At 74.2% G+C, this 17,715-nt stretch carries 18 protein-coding genes; 7 read left to right on the top strand and 11 right to left on the bottom strand.

What is annotated here, in order from left to right:
* Positions 1-4 precede the first annotated feature (4 nt).
* Complete coding sequence (locus AC067U_RS17915; protein WP_478830670.1) at positions 5-646, bottom strand: YigZ family protein; 642 nt, start codon at positions 644-646, stop codon at positions 5-7.
* Positions 647-761: 115 nt separating this feature from the next.
* Here AC067U_RS17915 and AC067U_RS17910 point away from each other — a divergent pair, with 115 nt between their 5' ends.
* Both AC067U_RS17910 and AC067U_RS17905 read left to right on the top strand, forming a co-directional pair.
* Positions 762-1,169 (top strand): CoA-binding protein, encoded by a 408-nt coding sequence (locus AC067U_RS17910; RefSeq protein ID WP_478830669.1) that lies wholly within the window; start codon positions 762-764, stop codon positions 1,167-1,169.
* A gap of 98 nt (positions 1,170-1,267) precedes the next feature.
* The gene (locus tag AC067U_RS17905) at positions 1,268-2,134 is read left to right on the top strand and encodes an EamA family transporter (protein WP_478830668.1); all 867 of its coding nucleotides are present in this window, start codon (positions 1,268-1,270) and stop codon (positions 2,132-2,134) included.
* A 60-nt stretch (positions 2,135-2,194) separates the two neighbouring features.
* Here the strand turns inward: AC067U_RS17905 and AC067U_RS17900 are convergent, their stop codons facing one another.
* Both AC067U_RS17900 and AC067U_RS17895 read right to left on the bottom strand, forming a co-directional pair.
* Positions 2,195-4,003, bottom strand: coding sequence for a serine/threonine-protein kinase (locus AC067U_RS17900; protein WP_478830667.1), 1,809 nt, complete (start codon positions 4,001-4,003; stop codon positions 2,195-2,197).
* Between the two features lie 251 nt (positions 4,004-4,254).
* Complete coding sequence (locus tag AC067U_RS17895) at positions 4,255-5,016, bottom strand: acyltransferase (protein ID WP_478830666.1); 762 nt, start codon at positions 5,014-5,016, stop codon at positions 4,255-4,257.
* Between the two features lie 116 nt (positions 5,017-5,132).
* Between AC067U_RS17895 and AC067U_RS17890 the strand changes: the two genes are divergently transcribed.
* Positions 5,133-5,687 (top strand): gamma carbonic anhydrase family protein, encoded by a 555-nt coding sequence (locus AC067U_RS17890; RefSeq protein ID WP_478830665.1) that lies wholly within the window; start codon positions 5,133-5,135, stop codon positions 5,685-5,687.
* Between the two features lie 217 nt (positions 5,688-5,904).
* Here AC067U_RS17890 and AC067U_RS17885 read toward each other — a convergent pair whose 3' ends face one another.
* From AC067U_RS17885 to AC067U_RS17870, 4 genes are all read right to left on the bottom strand, one after another.
* The gene (locus AC067U_RS17885) at positions 5,905-6,570 is read right to left on the bottom strand and encodes a DedA family protein (protein ID WP_478830664.1); all 666 of its coding nucleotides are present in this window, start codon (positions 6,568-6,570) and stop codon (positions 5,905-5,907) included.
* A gap of 64 nt (positions 6,571-6,634) precedes the next feature.
* Positions 6,635-9,172 carry a beta-glucosidase gene (locus tag AC067U_RS17880; RefSeq protein WP_478830663.1) on the bottom strand — a complete coding sequence of 846 codons (2,538 nt, stop codon included), beginning with the start codon at positions 9,170-9,172 and terminating at the stop codon, positions 6,635-6,637.
* Positions 9,165-9,302, bottom strand: coding sequence for a hypothetical protein (locus AC067U_RS17875; protein WP_478830662.1), 138 nt, complete (start codon positions 9,300-9,302; stop codon positions 9,165-9,167). Before AC067U_RS17875 ends, AC067U_RS17880 begins: the two co-directional genes overlap by 8 nt.
* 113 nt (positions 9,303-9,415) lie before the next feature.
* Complete coding sequence (locus AC067U_RS17870; protein WP_478830661.1) at positions 9,416-9,871, bottom strand: DUF4442 domain-containing protein; 456 nt, start codon at positions 9,869-9,871, stop codon at positions 9,416-9,418.
* Between the two features lie 96 nt (positions 9,872-9,967).
* On the opposite strand from AC067U_RS17870, the gene AC067U_RS17865 reads away from it, so the two are divergent.
* Positions 9,968-11,026 carry a DUF8017 domain-containing protein gene (locus AC067U_RS17865; protein WP_478830660.1) on the top strand — a complete coding sequence of 353 codons (1,059 nt, stop codon included), beginning with the start codon at positions 9,968-9,970 and terminating at the stop codon, positions 11,024-11,026.
* 85 nt (positions 11,027-11,111) lie between these two features.
* Complete coding sequence (locus tag AC067U_RS17860; RefSeq protein WP_478830659.1) at positions 11,112-12,467, top strand: MFS transporter; 1,356 nt, start codon at positions 11,112-11,114, stop codon at positions 12,465-12,467.
* Positions 12,468-12,475: 8 nt separating this feature from the next.
* Here AC067U_RS17860 and AC067U_RS17855 read toward each other — a convergent pair whose 3' ends face one another.
* From AC067U_RS17855 to AC067U_RS17840, 4 genes are all read right to left on the bottom strand, one after another.
* The gene (locus AC067U_RS17855; RefSeq protein ID WP_478830916.1) at positions 12,476-13,264 is read right to left on the bottom strand and encodes a spermidine synthase; all 789 of its coding nucleotides are present in this window, start codon (positions 13,262-13,264) and stop codon (positions 12,476-12,478) included.
* Positions 13,265-13,364: 100 nt separating this feature from the next.
* Positions 13,365-14,237: a patatin-like phospholipase family protein gene (locus tag AC067U_RS17850; protein WP_478830658.1), complete on the bottom strand. Its 873-nt coding sequence runs from the start codon at positions 14,235-14,237 to the stop codon at positions 13,365-13,367.
* Positions 14,238-14,358: 121 nt separating this feature from the next.
* Complete coding sequence (gene tuf / locus AC067U_RS17845) at positions 14,359-15,552, bottom strand: elongation factor Tu (protein WP_478830657.1); 1,194 nt, start codon at positions 15,550-15,552, stop codon at positions 14,359-14,361.
* Between the two features lie 91 nt (positions 15,553-15,643).
* Positions 15,644-15,799, bottom strand: coding sequence for a hypothetical protein (locus tag AC067U_RS17840; protein ID WP_478830656.1), 156 nt, complete (start codon positions 15,797-15,799; stop codon positions 15,644-15,646).
* A gap of 162 nt (positions 15,800-15,961) precedes the next feature.
* On the opposite strand from AC067U_RS17840, the gene AC067U_RS17835 reads away from it, so the two are divergent.
* Positions 15,962-16,687 carry a TVP38/TMEM64 family protein gene (locus tag AC067U_RS17835; RefSeq protein ID WP_478830655.1) on the top strand — a complete coding sequence of 242 codons (726 nt, stop codon included), beginning with the start codon at positions 15,962-15,964 and terminating at the stop codon, positions 16,685-16,687.
* Positions 16,688-16,734: 47 nt separating this feature from the next.
* The gene (locus AC067U_RS17830) at positions 16,735-17,610 is read left to right on the top strand and encodes an undecaprenyl-diphosphate phosphatase (RefSeq protein ID WP_478830654.1); all 876 of its coding nucleotides are present in this window, start codon (positions 16,735-16,737) and stop codon (positions 17,608-17,610) included.
* Positions 17,611-17,715: the final 105 nt, after the last annotated feature.

Below are 17,715 nucleotides of genomic sequence, written 5' to 3'. Positions count from 1 at the left end.
CACCTCAGCCGACCCCGTCGCCGTCGCCGTAGGCCTCACCGCCGAGTTCGAATCCGGCGGTGCCGGCGGTGGTGTCGGCCAGCCAGGCCCGGAAGGCGTCGATGTCCGACTCGGGGAGGCCGATCTCCAGGGAGACGGCCTCCCCGTACCGGACGTCCAGCACGGCGCGGCCGGTCGAGCGCAGGTCGTTCTGCATCTTCCCGGCCCGCTGGTGGTCGACGGTGACGGTGGCCAGCCGGTAGCGGTGCCGGGTGACGGTGCCCAGCGCGTCGAGGGCCTCCCCGACGACCCCTCCGTACGCGCGGATCAGCCCGCCCGCGCCCAGTTTGACCCCGCCGTAGTAGCGGGTGACCACGGCGACGGCGTAGCGGACGTCCCGGCGGGTGAGCATCTGCAGCATGGGCACCCCGGCGGTGCCGCCGGGCTCGCCGTCGTCACTGGCCTTCTGCACCGACGCGTCGGCGCCGATGACGTACGCGTAGCAGTTGTGCGTGGCGGTGGGGTGCTCCCGGCGGATGCGGGCGACGAACGCCTGGGCCTCTTCCTCGGTCGCGGCGGGTGCGAGCGAGCAGATGAACCTGGAGCGGTTGATCTCCGACTCGTGCACGCCCTCGCGGGCCACCGTCACGTACTGGTCTGCCTTCACCGCTCCACCCTATGCGGACGGCGGGGCGGGAATCGTACGGGCCTGCGGCCGGTTGATCCGGCAGGCGGTGCGGCGAACGGCCGGACCGCGCCAACGGCCACAGGAGGCGGCGCACGTGTACGGCGACCAGGCGACCATCCGCACGATCCTCACCGAGCTCGGTGACACCTGGGCCGTGGTGGGCCTGTCCAACAACCGGAACCGGGCGGCCTACGGGGTGGCGCAGGTGCTCCAGCGGTTCGGCAAGCGGGTGGTCCCGGTGCACCCGAAGGCGGAGACGGTCCACGGCGAGCCCGGGTACGCCTCGCTGGCGGAGATCCCCTTCGAGGTGGACGTGGTGGACGTGTTCGTGAACAGCCACCTGGCCGGCCCGGTCGCCGACCAGGCGGTGGCGAAGGGCGCCGGGGCGGTCTGGTTCCAGCTCGGCGTGATCGACGAGGCGGCGTACGAGCGCACCCGCGCGGCGGGGCTGCACATGGTCATGGACCGGTGCCCCGCCATCGAGATCCCCGCCCTCGGCTGAGCGGCCGGGGCTCCCCCGGGGGTTCCTCACCGGTGCGCCGGGCCGATCGTGTGATGTACTCGGTCGGTTCGCCCGATCGTGCTGTGTGAGGTCCCCGGATGTCCGTTCTGCTCGCCCTGGCCACCGCCGTGCTGTGGGGGTTCGCCGATTTCGGCGGCGGGCTGCTGACGCGGCGGCTGCCGGCCCTGACGGTGGTGATGGCCTCGCAGGTGATCGCCGTGGTGGTGCTCGGGGCGATCGTGCTGGCGACGGGCGGCTGGCGGGAGGCCGGGCCTCAGCTGTGGTTCGCGGTCGGAGCGGGCCTGGTCGGCCCGGTCGCGATGTTCAGCTTCTACAAGGCGCTGGCCCTGGGGCCGATGGGCGTGGTGTCGCCGCTGGGTTCGCTGGGCGTGGTGGTGCCGGTCGCCGTCGGTCTGATGGTCGGCGAGCGGCCGGGGCTCGGGCAGGTCGCCGGGATCGCGGTGGCCCTGGTCGGCATCGTCCTGGCCGGCGGGCCCGAGCTGCGCGGGGCGCCGGTGCAGCGCCAGGCGGTCGTGCTCACCCTGGTGGCGGCCTTCGGCTTCGGGGCGGTGATGGCCCTGATCGCGGAGGCGTCCTCGACGGTGACCGGGCTGTTCCTGGCGCTGCTGGTGCAGCGGGTGACCAATGTGGCGGCGGGCGGGACCGCGCTGTGGCTGGGCGCCCGCCGGGGTGCCGCGGTGCTGCCGGAGGGCACCGGCCTGCGTGACCTGTGGCCGCTGGTGCCCGCGCTGGCCTTCGTGGGCCTGGCCGATGTCGCGGCGAACGGCACGTACTCGCTCGCCGCGCAGTCCGGGCCGGTCACGGTGGCCGCGGTCCTGTCCTCCCTGTATCCGGTGATCACCGCGCTGGCGGCGTTCGCGCTGCTGAAGGAGCGGCTGCGTACGGTGCAGGCGGCCGGCGCGGGCCTCGCCCTGGCCGGCACCGTGCTGCTGGCGGCGGGCTGAGGAGACCCGCCCAAGCCGGCCCGCCCAGGGGCCGGCCTCGGGCAGGTCCCCGGCGTCCGGTCAGTCCTGGCGTTCCACGGCGAAGATGGAGCAGGCGGATCCCGCGGCGACGACGGTGCCGTTGATCACGGAGGGCCGGGTCCCCGTCACGGTCGCCTCCAGGTCGACGGTCAGGTAGCCCGGAGGCTGGACGATCCACTGGTCGCCGCGCAGCACCATCCGTCCGTTCTCGTGGAACCCGATCATCGTGAACGAGCCGCTCGGCACGGCCGGGTTGTCCGGGTGCGCGGAGAACGCGAACACGGCCTGCAGTGCGTTTCCGCCCGCCCGGTTGATGGTGAGGTCGAGACGGGTGAGGCCCTGGGTGCACCGGTAGGTGCCCCGCCACACACCGACCACCCCGGGTCCGCTGTCCGCGGACGGCGAGGGGGCCGCCTGCGTGCCGCCGGAGGACCCTCCCGGCGAGGAAGGCCGGGGACCCAGCGGCGGCGCTCCGGGGGCGGAGGAGACCGAGGCGGACGGCGCCGACGACGACGGCCCCGACACCGGGCCGCTCCCGGTGCCCGTGCCCGCCTCCTCCCAGGCCCGCGGCAGGAGCCAGGCCAGGAGGCCGATCACCACCGCGGCGGCCGCCGCGGCGCCGGCGAAGAGCGCGGTCCGGCCGCCCGACCCCGGTCGCGAACCGCCCCGGAGCCGGTCGTCCACCGGGTACTGGGAAAAGGTGGGCGGCAGCGGCCGGACGTCCTGGGGCGGCGGCCCGAAGCCACCGGGTCCGTGTGGCGGCACCGGAACCGGCGGCCCCTGCGGATGCGGCGGCTGCCGGGGCTGCGGCGGCGGCTGCTCCGGGTGCTGTGGCTGCTCGTGCCGTGCCGGTGTGGTGGCCGTCGGGGCAGCGGGATCGGTGCCGAACCGCGCGGGGGTGCGCGGGTCGGGGGCCGTCGGCGTCCGCGGGTCGACCTTGGTCGGTACGGTCCCGTCGGCGCGGACGGCGTCCTCGGTGAACAGCACCGCGGCCAGCGGGGCGGGCAGCCACCGCGCTCCCGCGGTGGCCTCGGTGTCGCCGGACAGCTCCTCCAGGAGCCCGGACACCGTGGGACGGGCGGCCGGGTCCTTGGCCAGGCAGCGGCCGACCAGCTCGCGCAGCCTCGGGGGCAGCCCGGCGATGTCCGGCTCCTCGTGCACCACCCGGTACATCAGCTGCGAGACGGTGCCGCCGCCGAACGGGCCCGCGCCGGTGGCGGTGTACGTCAGCAGAGCGCCCAGGGCGAACACGTCGGTGGCCGCGGTGACCGGTTCGCCGGTGAGCTGTTCGGGGGCCATGAACCCGGGGGTGCCCACCATGAAGCCGGTGCGCGTGAGTTCCGTGGCGCCGTCGGAGACGACGGAGATGCCGAAGTCGATGACGCGCGGCCCGTCGGGTGAGAGCAGTACGTTGGCCGGCTTGAGGTCCCGGTGGACGACCTCGTGTCCGTGGATGGCCTCCAGGGCCTCGGCCACTCCGGCGGCCAGTGCGAGCACGGACGGCTCGGGCCAGGGGCCGTGCGTCCGGACCGCGTCGTTGAGGGACGGGCCGGAGACGTAGGCCGTGGCCAGCCAGGGCGGGCTCGCGTCCGGGTCGGCGTCGATGAGGCCGGCCGTGAACACCCCGTTGACCTGGCGCGCCGCGGTGACCTCGCGGACGAACCGGCGCCGGAACTCCGCGTCCTCCGCCAGTTCCGGGCGGACCACCTTGACCGCGACGGCCCGGCCGCCCCGGGAGCGCCCGAGGTAGACGGTGCCCATACCGCCGCCGCCCAGCCGTCCGGTGATCCGGTACGGGCCGACCTGGACGGGATCACCGGCTCGCAGTGCCTCCGGTTCGCGCTTCACGCCGCCCCCCTCCCGGGCCGGCCGAAGGAGGGCCACGGCCCGCCGTAGTGCCGTCATCATGGCAGTGCCCAGGCGGTTCGCGCGGCGGATTCCGGCCGTCCCGCGCCTCGCGTACGGTCTCCCCGCCCCGGCCGGCCGCGCCGACCCCGATCGGGCCCTGCCAGGGCGAAAGATACAGGCCAAGCGGAATCACTAGCGCCGCTTCTCGCCGACCGGACGGCACGGGCGCGGGCCCGTCCGGTCGGGCCCGGTCAGCCCGTCTCCTCCGCTTCGGCCATCTCCGCCAGGGCGCGGAGCTGTTCGGGGGTGACCCCGTCGGGGATCGGGCGCGGCGCCGGGGTGCGCAACGGCGGCTGCCAGCCGGTGTCGGGCTCCCAGCGCCGTACGATCCGGGCCGGCGCCCCCGCCACCACGGCGTGGTCGGGTACCTCGCCCCGTACGACGGCGCCGGCGGCGACCACGACGTTCCGGCCGAGCCGCGCCCCGGGGAGGATCACCGAGCCGGTGCCAAGCCAGCAGCCCGGGCCGATCTCCACCGGCTCGCTGCGCGGCCACTGCCGGCCGACGGGCTCGTGCGGGTCGTCGTAGCTGTGGTTGGTGGACGTGATGTAGACGCCGGGGCCGCAGAAGGTGTCGTCGCCGATGCTGATCCGGGTGTCGGCGATCACGTGGCTGCCGCGGCCGAGGACCACGCCGTTGCCGAGCACCAGCACCGGGTCCGGGCCGAGGTCGAGGTCGGGCATCATCCCGGCGGTCAGGGTCACCTGCTCGCCGATGATGCAGTGGTCGCCGAGCCGGATCCAGGGCGCGCCGAAGACGGTGCCCTGGGGGAAGGCGAGCCGGGTGCCGGCGCCGATGGCGCCGAACCGGTGGGGGCCGGGGGTCTGTGCGGTGACCGCGCCGGCCTGCTGCATCCAGCGCCAGCCCGCGTGCACGGCACGGCCGGCCACGCGGCGGCGCCAGGACGCCAGTGCGGGGGCCACGGATGAGAACGTGTTTCTGTTCTTCGGCACCCGGCCACGGTAGTGCGCCGGGCGGCGGGCATCCGGGCCGGGCTGCTGTGATCTTCACCCCATCGTCTACGGTGCTGCGGAGCGCGGCACCGTGAACCAGAGGGAAGAGACCAGATATGACGCATCAAACGGGCGGACCGGCCGGGGCACTGGTGGCGGCCGTGGCCGGCAAGAACCCGCAGGTCGACCCCGAGGCGTTCACCGCCCCGACCTCCGTGGTCGTCGGCGACGTCACCATGGCCGCCGGTACGAGCATCTGGTACTCGGCGGTGCTCCGCGCCGACTGCGCCCCGATCACGATGGGCGCGGACAGCAACGTCCAGGACAACTGCACGGTCCACACGGACCCCGGTTTCCCGGTCTCCATCGGCGAGCGGGTCTCCGTCGGCCACAACGCGGTGGTGCACGGCTGCACCGTCGAGGACGACTGCCTGATCGGCATGGGCGCGACGGTCCTCAACGGCGCGGTGATCGGCGCGGGCTCGCTGGTCGCCGCCCAGGCCCTGGTCCCCCAGGGCATGGTGGTCCCGCCGGGCTCGCTGGTCGCCGGGGTCCCGGCGAAGGTCCGCCGCGAGCTGACCGAGGAGGAGAAGGAAGGCATCCGCCTCAACGCGACGATGTACGTGGAACTCGCCAAGCAGCACCGCGCATCGGTGGCCCCGGCCGAGTAAGCCCTGTCAGGGGCGCGGGGAACTGCGCGACCAAGCCCCGACGGCGCTGCAGGCCCGTTGCGGCCGACCGCCCCCGACCGGGGGCGGGGTCCGGGGCGGAGCCCCGGTTTCGGGATGGGGGTCCCCCCGGACGGAGTCTGGGGGGCGGGGTGGGGAACAGCCCCGCGGGGAACCCCGGCCCTGCGCTCGAGGCGCGCCCCGGCACCACCCCGGCGGGTCACGCCCGGTCGGCGGCCAGGGCGGGCTCCGGCTCGGCAGCCGGCTCCGTTTCGGCCGCGGCCGCGGCCTTGGCCGCCCGCCGCTTGAGCACCAGCATCGAGGTCAGCCCGATCAGCACCGCGAGCACCAGCCCCAGCCAGGAGAACCGCTTCAGCCAGGCCTCCGCGACGATGCCGACGTAGTAGATGACCGCGGTGGTGCCCCCCGCCCAGAGGATCCCGCCGAGGACGTTGGCGATCAGGAACTTCCAGTACGGCATGTGCAGCACGCCCGCCAGCGGCCCGGCGAAGATCCGCAGCAGGGCCACGAACCGGCCGAAGAAGACCGCCCACATGCCCCACTTCTCGAAGGACCGCTCCGCCATGGCGATCTGCGCCGCGCCGAAGTGCTTGGGGAACCGCCGGCCGAGGCGTTCCAGCAGCGGTTTGCCGCCGCGCCGGCCGATGGCGTAGCCGATGGAGTCGCCGACGATCGCACCGGTGGTGGCGCAGATGCCGAGCACGAGCGGGTCGATGTCCCCGTGCTGGGAGGCCAGCAGGGCCGAGCTGACCAGGATGATCTCGCCGGGCAGCGGGATGCCGAGGCTCTCCAGCCCGATGACCAGTCCCACCAGCAGGTAGACGCTCACCGCCGGAACGGTCTCCAGCCACTCCTGGATGTGCACCGGCGCGTCCTCCCGTGTCGACCCCGGTCCGCCCCCTGTGGCGCACCGCGTACCGACGGGGAGCCTACCTGCTGCGGACCACGGCCTTGGCCCGCAGCGGCAGTTCCCGGGAGGAGCGCCCGACGAAGACCTCCCGGCGCCCGGTGCCCAGCACCCACGCGTGCCGTACGGGGTCCCACGAGGACAGCGCGCGCCGGTCGAGGGTCACGGTGATCCGCTGGGCCTGCCCCGGGCCGAGGGAGATCCGCCGGTATCCGGCCAGGGCCCGGACCGGCTGGTCCAGCTTGAGGTCCGGCGAGGGCCCGACGTACACCTGGGCCACCTCGGTGCCCTTGCGGCGGCCGGTGTTGCGGACGGTGAACTCCACCCGCAGTGCGCCGTCCTCGGAGCGTACGGCGGGCTGCTCGTAGCGCCAGGAGGTGTACGACTGGCCGTGCCCGAAGGGGAACAGCGGTGCCACGCGCTGCGCGTCGTACCAGCGGTGCCCCACGTGGACGCCCTCGCTGTACTCCTGCCGTCCGCCGACCCCGGGATAGCGCAGCAGGTCCCCGCCGAAGGGATGGGCCCGCTCGTCGGCCGGGAAGGTCTGGGTGAGCCGGCCGCCCGGGTCGGCATCGCCGAAGAGCACGTCGGCGGTGGCCGCGGCGCCCTCCTGCCCGGGGTAGTACATCTGGAGGACGGCGCCGGTCCGGTCCAGCCACGGCATGGTGGTGGCGGAGGAGGTGTTGAGGACGACCGCGGTGCGCGGGTTGGCGGCGGTGACGGCCTCGATCAGCGCCTGCTGGCCGCCGGGCAGGGCGAGGGTGGTGCGGTCGGTGCCGGGGGCGGCGTCCTCGTAGGCGAAGAGCACCACGCTGTGGGCGGCCTTGGCGGCCTTGACCGCCTCGGCGAGGTCGGCGGCCCGGGTGGCCCGGGTGGTGTGCCGGAGCCGGAAGCGCTGCCCCGCGGTGCCACCGCGGGCGGTGACGGCCAGCTTGTGCGGACCGGCCTTGAGCCCCAGGGCCCGGCGGCGGACCGTGAGCCCGTCCGCGGCGGTGCCGAGCAGGGTTCCGGCGAGGGGCTCGGGGGCGCCCGGGCGGACCGGGAAGACCTCCTCGCCGTCGATCCGGACCTCGGGGCGGGGCCCGGAGTGGTGCAGCAGGAGGGTCCACTCGTCGTCCTCGGGGAGCGTGAAGGCGGCCTCCCAGCGGCGGCTGCGGCCGGCGTCGACGCGCTGCTCCTCCAGGGCGAGGGGTGGGGTGAACAGCGCGGCGGGGATCGGCCGGCCGTGCACGTCCTCGCCGAGGGCGTGGCGCACGGTCGCGTTCCGTCCGGCGCGCTGCCGGATGGCGGCCAGCGGAGCGGCGGCCCGGTCGGGCACCACACGGGCGCTGCCGCCGCCGCTGACCAGGGGGACACCGGCGGAGGGGCCGATCACGGCGATGGACCGGGCGGCCGGGCCGGCCAGCGGGAGGGTGCCGCGCTCGTTGCGCAGCAGGACGGCGCCGGCGACGGCGACGCGGCGGGCGGTGCGGACGCCTGCGGCCGGGTCGCGCGGGGGCCTGCGGGGTGCCCTCCCGTCGAGGAGTCCGAAGCGGTCCATGGTGCCGAGCACCCGGCGGACGGCCTGGTCCACGGCGGGTTCGGAGACCGTTCCGGCCCGCACCGCCTGGCGCAGCGGGGCGCCGAAGTGGATGCCGGCCGGGAGTTCCATGTCGAGGCCGGAGGTGATGGCGGCAACGGTGCTGTGGGTGGCGTTCCAGTCGGACAGCACCCAGCCGTCGAATCCCCAGCGGCCGCGCAGCAGTTCGTCGAGGAGCTGCCTGCTCTCGCCCGCGTGGACGCCGTTGACCTTGTTGTACGCGCCGACGAGGGCGCCGGCTCCGGCCGCGACGGCGGACTCGAAGCCGCGCAGTTCGGTTTCCTGGAGGGTCTGTTCGTCGACGGTCACGTCGAGGGTGCCGCGGCCGTGCTGCTGGTTGTCGAGGGCGAAGCGGCCGACGGCGGCGATCAGTCCCTCGTCCTGGATGCCGCGCACCAGCTCGGCGACCAGGTCGGCGGTGAGCCGCGGGTCCTCGGCGAGGCTCTCGGCGTTGCGGGCGCCGTACGGGGTGCGGATCAGGTTGGCCACGGGGGCCAGTAGCAGGTCCTGGCCGAGCGCCCGCCCCTCCCGGCCGAGCACCCGCCCGTACTCACGGGCGAGCCCCGGGTCGAAGGCGGAGGCGAGCATGACGGGGGCGGGCAGCGCGGTGGCCGACTTGGCGACCTTGACCCCGTTCGGCCCGTGGGCGATGCGCAGCACGGGCACGTCCAGGCGCCGTACCCCGGGCACGTACGCCGCCTGCCCGAGCGGGGCGGGGTCACGGGCGCCGTGCAGCAGGGCGGTCTTCTCGTCCAGGGTGAGGTGCTCCAGCAGGGTGTCGACCCGGACGGCGCTGCCCGGCCGGGCGGGCCCGGCCGCGGCCCCGCTCGCCGCGCCCGTCGTACGGGGACCCGCACCGGGCGGCACCTCGGCCACGCACCCCGCCGCCCCACCGGCACCGAGCGCGGCACCCGCCACCCCCAGCAGCCGCAGCGCGGAACGCCGGGACAGGGCCTCGGACCCGGCCCCGACCTCAGACACGGCCGACCCCGGACACGGCCTCGGACTTCGCCTCGACCCCGGACACGGCCTCGGACTTCGCCTCGACCCCGGACACGGCCTCGGACTTCGCCTCGACCCCGGACACGGCCTCGGACTTCTCCTCGGACATGGACACCCCCTGCGGCAGCGCTCGGCGCGGGCGGCCCCACGGAACCGCCCCGCCCACTCTGCGCCACCGGCACCCCCGGCCCCGCGGAGACGCGCGGCCCGGGGCGGGGTCGTTCAGCTGTTGGGACGCAGGGTCCAGACCACGGTCATCTCGCCCGTGACGGCCTGGTCGGAATCGCGCTGGATGGTGATGGCCACCGGGAACTCGGGGCGGCCGCCCGCGTCGAGTTCCGCGACGACCTCGGCCGCGGGGCGGCCCAGGGTGGCGGTCGCGGTGACCGGGCCCTTGGCGACCTTCTTGTAGCCGATCTGGGCGCTGACCGCGAGCGGGACGGCACGCGAGAGCTGCTCCTGGAAGGCGGCGAGGACGATCGCGCCGCTCGCGGACTCCGCGAGGGTGAACATGGCGCCGGCGTGCGGGCCCTGGATGTGGTTGTGGTAGTCCGGCTGGTCCGGCAGGCGGAAGACGGCGCGCTCGGGCGTGGTCTCCACGCACTGGAGGTTGAGGGTGCGGACCATCGGCACCGTGGCGGCGAGCAGTTCGCCCATGTTCATCTGATCTGCGCTCATGGACCCCGATGTTACCCGTGAGTAGATGCGCTTGACCAGCCCCCTCGGAGGGGCGGACGTAGCCCCTCCCACCCCCTCCCACTATCGTTACCGGCCATGTGGCCAGGACAGCAGCCGTCGCCCGGGGGCGACCAGAACCCGCAGAACGCCAACCAGAACCCCTACCAGCAGCCGGGGCAGCCGAACCCTTACCAGCAGCCGGGGTACGGAGAGCAGCAACCGGGGTACGGACAGCAGCAACCGGGCTACGGGTACCCGCAGCAGGGGTACGGACAGCAGCCGACCACCCAGCCGTGGGGTCCGCAGGTCCCGCCGCAGCCCCCGCAGGGCGGCGGCTCCGGCTCGTCGAACTCGACCAAGACCGTGGCGATCATCGCGGCCGCGGCCGTGGTCGTCGCGGCCGCCGTCACCGGCGCGATCGTCCTGACCAAGGACGACGAAAAGAAGACCGAGGCCAACGACAAGCCGCAGAACACGACTTCCGCACCGCCGTCGGCCGCCATGAGCCCGGCCGCGCCCGCCAAGCCCAGCGGCAACCCGCGCTCGGGCGGCGACGTCCAGCCGACCGTCCCCGGCTGGAAGGTGGTCGTCAACCCCAAGTACGGCGTCGCCTTCGACGTGCCTCCCGAGTGGAAGGTGCTGGGCTCCGGCGTCAGCGCTGGCTTCCTCGACGAGGAGAAGAACGACGGCATCAGCCCCGCCATCAGCATGTCGGCGCCCGCGTACCTCAAGGAGGAGTGGTGCACGGTCGACTCCGACAAGGACGGTGACACCGAGGAGTACTCGCTGGCCGGTACCGGCGTGAAGGGCGCCAACGGCGCCAAGGACACCGGAGAGGCCGCCCACGACAACACCGGCAGCTGGGTCTGGGCGGGCTACGCCCAGAAGGAGCCGAAGGGCACGGTCAAGGTCACCGAGCCCAAGGAGTACACCACCGCCTCCGGCCTCAAGGGCCACATGGTCACCTCCACCGCCACCGGCGTGAAGAAGCCCCACAAGTGCGCCACCGACGGCAAGGCCATCGGCTTCGGCTTCAAGACCGCCAAGGGCGACCTCGCCAGCTGGGTGCTGTACGGCGCGGCCGGCGTGAAGGACGAGGTCAAGCCCGAGGTGTACGAGAAGGTCCTCAGCACGGTCCGCCTCACCTCCGGCTGATCCCGCACGATTCCGCCCCGCCCCCGGACGATTTCCGACGGGTAATCCGTTTGGCAGAACGGTCCCGAACGGGGATAGTCCGGGGGTGAGCTCTCCCACCGCCCCCTCCGCCTCCGGCACGCCCGGCCGGCAACGCCCCGCGTGGGCGGGCCGGAACTACACCCTGCTGACGGCCGCCGCCGTCATCACCAACCTCGGTGCGCACGGCGCCCTGGTGGCGTCCGCGTTCGCGGTGCTGGAGGCCGGCGGATCGGGCGGCGACGTAGGCCTGGTGGCCGCCGCGCGCACCCTCCCCCTCGTCCTCTTCCTGCTGGTCGGCGGGGCCGTCGCGGACCGGCTGCCGCGGCACCGGGTGATGGTCGCCGCGAACTCCCTCAACTGCCTCTCCCAGGCCGCCTTCGCCGCCGTGGTGCTCCTCGGCGACGCACAGCTGTGGCAGATGATGCTGTTCAGCGCGCTGTGCGGCACCGGCCAGGCGTTCTTCAACCCGGCGGCGGAGGGCATGCTGTTCGCCACCGTCTCCGGCGAACACGCCAACCGCGCCTTCGCCCTCTTCCGGATGGCCGTGAACGGTGCCGGCATCGGCGGCGCCGCGCTCGGCGGCGCGATGATCGCCGCGATGGGGCCGGGCTGGGTGCTCGCCGTGGACGCCGCCGCCTTCGCGGTGGCGGGCCTGCTGCGCGCCTTCTTGGACGTCGGCGGAAAGACCGGGGCGAAGGAGGGCGGCGGACTGCTGGCCGACCTCCGCGAGGGCTGGGACGAGGTGCGGACCCGGCCCTGGCTGTGGGGCATCATCCTCCAGTTCTCCGTGGTGGTGGGCGTCGTGGGCGCGGCCGAATCGGTGTACGGGCCGCTGGTCGCGCGGGAGCACCTCGGCGGGCCCGCGCCCTGGGGCCTGGCCCTGGCCTTCTTCGGGGTGGGCACGATCGCGGGCGCCGTGCTGATGATGGCCTGGAAGCCGCGCCGGATGCTGCTGGTCGGCACGCTGTGCGTGTTCCCGCTGGCCCTGCCCTCGGCGGGACTTGCCGTGCCGCTGCCGGCCTGGGGACTGTGCGTGGCGATGTTCGTGAGCGGGTTGGCGATCGAGGTGTTCGGCGTCAACTGGATGTCGACGCTCCACCAGGAGATCCCCGCGGACAAGTTCTCGCGCGTCTCCGCGTACGACTGGTTCGGCTCGGTGTCGATGCTGCCGCTGGCCACGGCCCTGGCCGGGCCGGCCGAGTCGGCGTTCGGGCGGACGTCGGCGCTGTGGGGGTGCGCGGCGCTCGTCGTGCTACCGACGGCGCTGGTGCTGGTGGTGCCGGATGTACGGCGGCTTCGGCGGCGCGGCTCGAAGGCCGTGGCATCCGGTCCGGAGGCGGCTGCGCAGGCGGCTGCGGCGCCCGAGCGGGACGCGACGCCGGGACCGGCTCCGGTTCCGGCGGAGCCGGCTTCGCGCTGACGCCCTCGCTAGACGGTGAACGCGCCCGTCGGCGGGACCGGGGACGGGACCGCATCGGTGTCCGTCACCGGGTGGGCCGTGCCGATGAGCCGGGTGAGGGAGCGCCCCGATTCGACGCGGGCCGGGAACGCGTCGCCCGCGCACAGCCGGGACAGGGGCGCCAGGGGGAGGTCCGTGCCGGAAGCGAGCAGGACCGCGTTGCCGAAGCGGCGGCCACGGAGCACCGCGGGCTCCGCGATCAGGGCGAGTTCGGCGAACACGGCGCGGAAGTTGGCCAGCTGGGCCCGGAGGAAGCCGAAGGGGGCACCGTCCGCCAGGTTGGCGGCGTACAGCCCGCCCGGCCGCAGTACGCGGGCCACCTCCCGCGCGTACTCGACCGAGGCCAGCTGCGCGGGCACCCGGGAGCCGCCGAACACGTCCCCGACCACCACGTCCGCGCTCGCCGCCGGAGCCTGCTCCAGCCAGGCGCGGGCGTCCGCCGTGTGCACCGTGATCCCGGACCCGGCCGCCACCGGCAGGTGTCCGGCGACCAGTTCCACCAGGGCCGCGTCGAACTCCACCACCTGCTGCCGCGAGCCCGGCCGTCCGGTGGCGGCGTACCGGGGCAGGGTCAGCGCGCCCCCGCCCAGGTGGACCAGGTCCAGCGGCTCGCCCGGGTCCGCCGCGCAGTCCAGCACGTGTGCCAGGCGCCGGACGTACTCGAACTCCAGGTACCCGGGATCGTCGAGGTCCACGTAGGACTGCGGGGCCCCGTCGACGGTCAGCAGCCAGCCCGCGTCCCGGTCCACGTCCGGCATCAGCTTGGCGGTGCCCTGCACCGTGTCCCGCAGCACCGGGATCCGTTCGTCGCTCACGGCACCATTCTCCGGCAGCCGGGCGCAGCGGGATCCCCGGGCCTCAGGCGCTCAGGACCCGCTCCACCTCGGCGGCGTGCGCGGCGGCCTGGGCCCGTCCCGCACGAGCGGCCGGCGCCCGGCGCCCGGGGTCGAGCACATTGCGGCCGAAGGCCCTGCGGGCCTCCCGGGACGGGTGGATCACCACCACCTCCGCACCGGCCTCCCGCAGTGCTGCCGCCTGGGTCCGCGGAGAGGGGACCAGGCGCGAGCCCAGGGCCACCGGAGCGATGACGATCACCCGGCGGTACCCGGCCGCGAGGTCGGCATTGGCGGAGGAGCGGATCCCGCCGTCGATGTAGCGGCGGCCGCCGATGGTGACCGCCGGCCACACCAGCGGGACCGCGCAGCTCGCCGAGACCGCGTCGACGAGTCCGGTGCCGCTGTCCCGGCCGAAGGCCCGCAGCTCCCCGGTGAGCGCGTCCACGGCGCTGACCAGCAGCCGCCGGTCCGGCCACTCGTGGGTGAGCAGCCGTTCGGCCAGCACGGCGCGCCGGGACTCTTCGGGCTCGGTGGCGGCCCCGAGCGCGAGGGTGCCGATGTGCCGCCGGTACGCCTCCGGGGTGCGGGAACGGAGCATGGCCAGGGCGAACTGTGCGAAGACCGAGCCGCCGAGCCGGGCCACCGGCTCACCGGCCGGGTCGACGAGCTGGCGCTCGTACAGCTCGCGGGGGCCGACGAGCCCGGAGGTGAACTGGGCTCCGACCAGGGATCCGGCTGAGGTGCCGACGACCAGGTCCACCCGGCCGGCCGCGAAGAGGTCGATCCCCGCTTCGGCCAGGCCGTGGAGGATGCCGCACTCCCAGCCGACGCCGGTCAGCCCGCCGCCGCCCAGGACCAGTGCCGTCCCGGCGCCGCCCGTCCCCGTCCCCGTCATCGGTGCCGCCTTCCTGGAATGCCGTGACCCGGTGGCGGCAGTCTCGCAGTGCGCTCCTGCCGCCACCAGAGCGGGGTCCCCGCGGCCTACGGCCGACCTACGGCTACGGCTACGGCTACGGCTACGGCTCGACGGTGGTGACCGTGCCGGCGCCGACCGTACGGCCGCCCTCGCGGATCGCGAAGCCGAGGCCGGGCTCCAGCGGGAGGTCGCGGCCCAGCTCCACGGTCATGGTGACCGTCTCGCCGGGCCGGGCGACCCCAGCCTCCCCCAGGTCCACGTCCCCGACCACGTCGGCCGTCCGTACGTAGAACTGCGGCCGGTATCCGCTGCTCAGCGGGGTGCTGCGGCCTCCCTCGCGGGCGGACAGCACGTACACCCGCGCCGTGAACCGACGCCTGGGCGTGACGCTGCCGGGCGCGGCCACCACGTGCCCGCGGCGCACGCCGTCCCGGGGCACCCCGCGCAGCAGCAGCGCCACGTTGTCGCCGGCCTCGGCGGACTCCATCGGCTTCCCGAAGGTCTCCAGCCCGGTGACCACCGTCTCGGCCGGCTCACCGGAGCCGCCGAGGACGGCGACCCGGTCGCCGACGCGGACGGTCCCGCGCTCGACGGCGCCGGTGACGACGGTGCCGCGCCCGGTGATGGTGAGCACGTTCTCCACCGGCAGCAGGAACGGCGCATCGGTGTAGCGCACCGGCATCGGGACGTAGGTGTCCACGGCGTCCAGCAGTGCCTCGATGGCCGCCGTCCAGCGTGGGTCGCCCTCCAGCGCCCGCAGTCCGGAGACCCGTACGACGGGCGCCGCGTCCCCGCCGTAGCCGTGCGCGGTGAGCAGCTCGCGCACCTCCAGCTCGACCAGGTCGGTCAGCACCGCGTCTTCACCGTCGTCGACGGCGTCGGCCTTGTTGAGGGCGACGACGATGTGGTCGACGCCGACCTGGCGGGCGAGCAGCACGTGCTCGGCGGTCTGCGGCATGACCCCGTCGAGGGCGGAGACCACCAGGATCGCGCCGTCCAACTGGGCGGCCCCGGTGACCATGGTTTTGACGTAGTCGGCGTGGCCGGGCATGTCCACGTGGGCGTAGTGCCGGGTGTCGGTCTCGTACTCGACGTGGGTCAGGTTGATGGTGATGCCCCTGCGGGACTCCTCCGGCGCCCGGTCGATCCGGTCGAAGGGGACGAAGGAGGCGCTCCCGCGCTCGGCGAGGACCTTGGTGATGGCGGCGGTGAGGGTGGTCTTGCCGTGGTCGACGTGACCCATGGTGCCGATGTTGAGGTGCGGCTTGGTCCGCACGAAGGCCGTCTTGGCCATGATCTCTTCCCGTTGGTTCGAAGCGTGAGACGGGACCCCTGCGTCCTGCCGACCCTCCCCCTGCGGGGTCCGCCGGACGATCCGGGAAGGGTCAGCTTCGTGCGCCGCCGAACGCGGTCGCGGTGGCATCGGAGGAGGAGAAGCAGAGGAAGGCCGGGGAGGCCGGGGAGGCCGGGGAGGAGAAGACGGCAGCCTTCGGCACGTCCGCGACTGCGGACGGCGCTGCGGGGAAGGCGTGCCGGAACATGGCCCCGATCCTGCCCGGATCCGGGCCCGGCGGTCGAATGGTTTTCCGCTGGTCTTCCGCCGGGTTTCCGCCGGCCTTCCGCGCGCTCGCGGCCACGGGGCGTTCGGCCGCCTGAGGCGCAGATTACGGCGGAGGGTCATTCGTGTCGGTTAGTCTCCCGGAATGTCCCTCCTCCTCGCGCCGTGGACCCGGCTGTCGCTGCTCGTCGTCCTGCTGGTCTCGGCAGGCGCCGGGGTGGTGCTGTACGAGCCCCAGCGGCTGCTCTCGGAGGGTTGGCCGCCCGAGCTCCCGGTGGGCACGGCGGTGCTGCTGTTCGCGGTGGCGTACGGACTGTGCACGGCGGCGTTCGTGCCGCGCCCGCTGCTGAACCTGGGCGCCGGGGCGGTGTTCGGGGCCCAGTACGGTCTGCTCGCGGCGGTGGCCGGCACGGTCGTCGGGGCCGGGATCGCCTTCGGCCTGGGCCGGTCGATGGGGCAGGACGCGCTGCGGCCGCTGCTGCGCGGCCGCTGGCTGAAGGCGGCGGACGGCCAGCTGAGCCGGCACGGGTTCCGGTCGATGCTGGCGGTGCGGATCTTCCCGGGCGTGCCCTTCGCGGCCGCCAACTACATCGCGGCGGTCTCCCGGTGCGGCTGGCTGCCCTTCCTGACGGCGACCGCGATCGGGACGGTCCCCAACACCGCGGCCTATGTGATCGCGGGCGGCAGCGCTGCGTCGCCCACTTCTCCGGCCTTCCTCGCCTCCTTCGGCTTCATCGCGGTGTCCGGGCTGCTCGCCGGGGCCGTGGCCTGGCGCAAGAGGCACCGGCTGGCGGCCGCTCCGGCCGTGCCCGCGGCCGGAATCCCCCCGCAGCCGACCCCTGTGGTCACCGGCGTAACCCACGGGCCCTAGCATCGTCCCCATCTGCCCGACGATCACAAGGACGAGCGCACCCCGTCATGAGCTGGTTCGAATCCCTAATCCTCGGTCTCGTCCAGGGGCTTACGGAGTTCCTCCCGATCTCTTCCAGTGCCCACCTGCGCCTGACCGCGGCGTTCGCCGGCTGGGAGGACCCGGGTGCGGCCTTCACCGCCATCACCCAGATCGGCACCGAGACCGCGGTGCTGATCTATTTCCGCAAGGACATCATGCGGATCATCTCCGCCTGGTTCCGGTCGCTGACGAACAAGGCGATGCGCGCCGACCACGACGCCCGGATGGGCTGGCTGGTGATCGTGGGCTCGATCCCGATCGGTGTGCTGGGTGTGACGCTGAAGGACCAGATCGAGGGCCCGTTCCGGGATCTGCGGCTCACCGCGACCACGCTGATCGTGATGGGCATCGTGCTGGGTGTGGCGGACCGGCTCGCGGCCCGGGACGAGGCCGGCGGCCGGCACCGGGCGCTCCGGGAGCGCAAGACGCTGCGGGACCTGAACGTCAAGGACGGCCTGATCTTCGGTGTCTGCCAGGCGATGGCGCTGATCCCGGGTGTCTCCCGGTCGGGCGCGACCGTCTCCGGCGGTCTGCTGATGGGCTACACCCGTGAGGCGGCGGCCCGGTACTCCTTCCTGCTGGCCATTCCGGCCGTGGTGGCCTCCGGCGGCTACGAGCTGAAGGACGCGATGGAGGAGGGCCATGTGTCCTGGGGGCCGACCATCTTCGCGACGGTCCTCGCCTTCGTCGTCGGCTACGCGGTCATCGCCTGGTTCATGAAGTTCATCTCCACCAAGAGCTTCATGCCCTTCGTGATCTACCGGATCGTGCTGGGCATAGCGCTGTTCGTGCTGGTCGGCACGGACGTGCTGAGCCCGCACGCGGGCGAGTCCGGCCAGTAGCCGGACGCTGGTCCGACCTCCGATACGACCACGCGGGGGCCGCCCGGGAACGTTCCCGGGCGGCCCCCGCGTCGTTGTGCCTGTGAGAGAAGGAAAGGCAACGGC

The sequence above is a fragment of the Streptomyces sp. NPDC043853 genome, from assembly GCF_056436025.1.
This window is presented reverse-complemented; position numbering and strand designations above follow the sequence as displayed.

Excerpts from the sequence above, each read along its gene's own strand:
- AC067U_RS17905 (WP_478830668.1), top strand. The coding sequence starts at position 1,268 with ATGTCCGTTCTGCTCGCCCTGGCCACCGCCGTGCTGTGGGGGTTCGCC.
- AC067U_RS17890 (WP_478830665.1), top strand. The coding sequence starts at position 5,133 with ATGACGCATCAAACGGGCGGACCGGCCGGGGCACTGGTGGCGGCCGTG.
- AC067U_RS17875 (WP_478830662.1), bottom strand. The coding sequence starts at position 9,302 with ATGTCCGAGGAGAAGTCCGAGGCCGTGTCCGGGGTCGAGGCGAAGTCC.
- AC067U_RS17870 (WP_478830661.1), bottom strand. The coding sequence starts at position 9,871 with ATGAGCGCAGATCAGATGAACATGGGCGAACTGCTCGCCGCCACGGTG.
- AC067U_RS17865 (WP_478830660.1), top strand. The coding sequence starts at position 9,968 with ATGTGGCCAGGACAGCAGCCGTCGCCCGGGGGCGACCAGAACCCGCAG.
- AC067U_RS17855 (WP_478830916.1), bottom strand. The coding sequence starts at position 13,264 with ATGCCGGACGTGGACCGGGACGCGGGCTGGCTGCTGACCGTCGACGGG.
- AC067U_RS17850 (WP_478830658.1), bottom strand. The coding sequence starts at position 14,237 with ATGACGGGGACGGGGACGGGCGGCGCCGGGACGGCACTGGTCCTGGGC.
- tuf (WP_478830657.1), bottom strand. The coding sequence starts at position 15,552 with ATGGCCAAGACGGCCTTCGTGCGGACCAAGCCGCACCTCAACATCGGC.
- AC067U_RS17840 (WP_478830656.1), bottom strand. The coding sequence starts at position 15,799 with ATGTTCCGGCACGCCTTCCCCGCAGCGCCGTCCGCAGTCGCGGACGTG.
- AC067U_RS17835 (WP_478830655.1), top strand. The coding sequence starts at position 15,962 with ATGTCCCTCCTCCTCGCGCCGTGGACCCGGCTGTCGCTGCTCGTCGTC.
- AC067U_RS17830 (WP_478830654.1), top strand. The coding sequence starts at position 16,735 with ATGAGCTGGTTCGAATCCCTAATCCTCGGTCTCGTCCAGGGGCTTACG.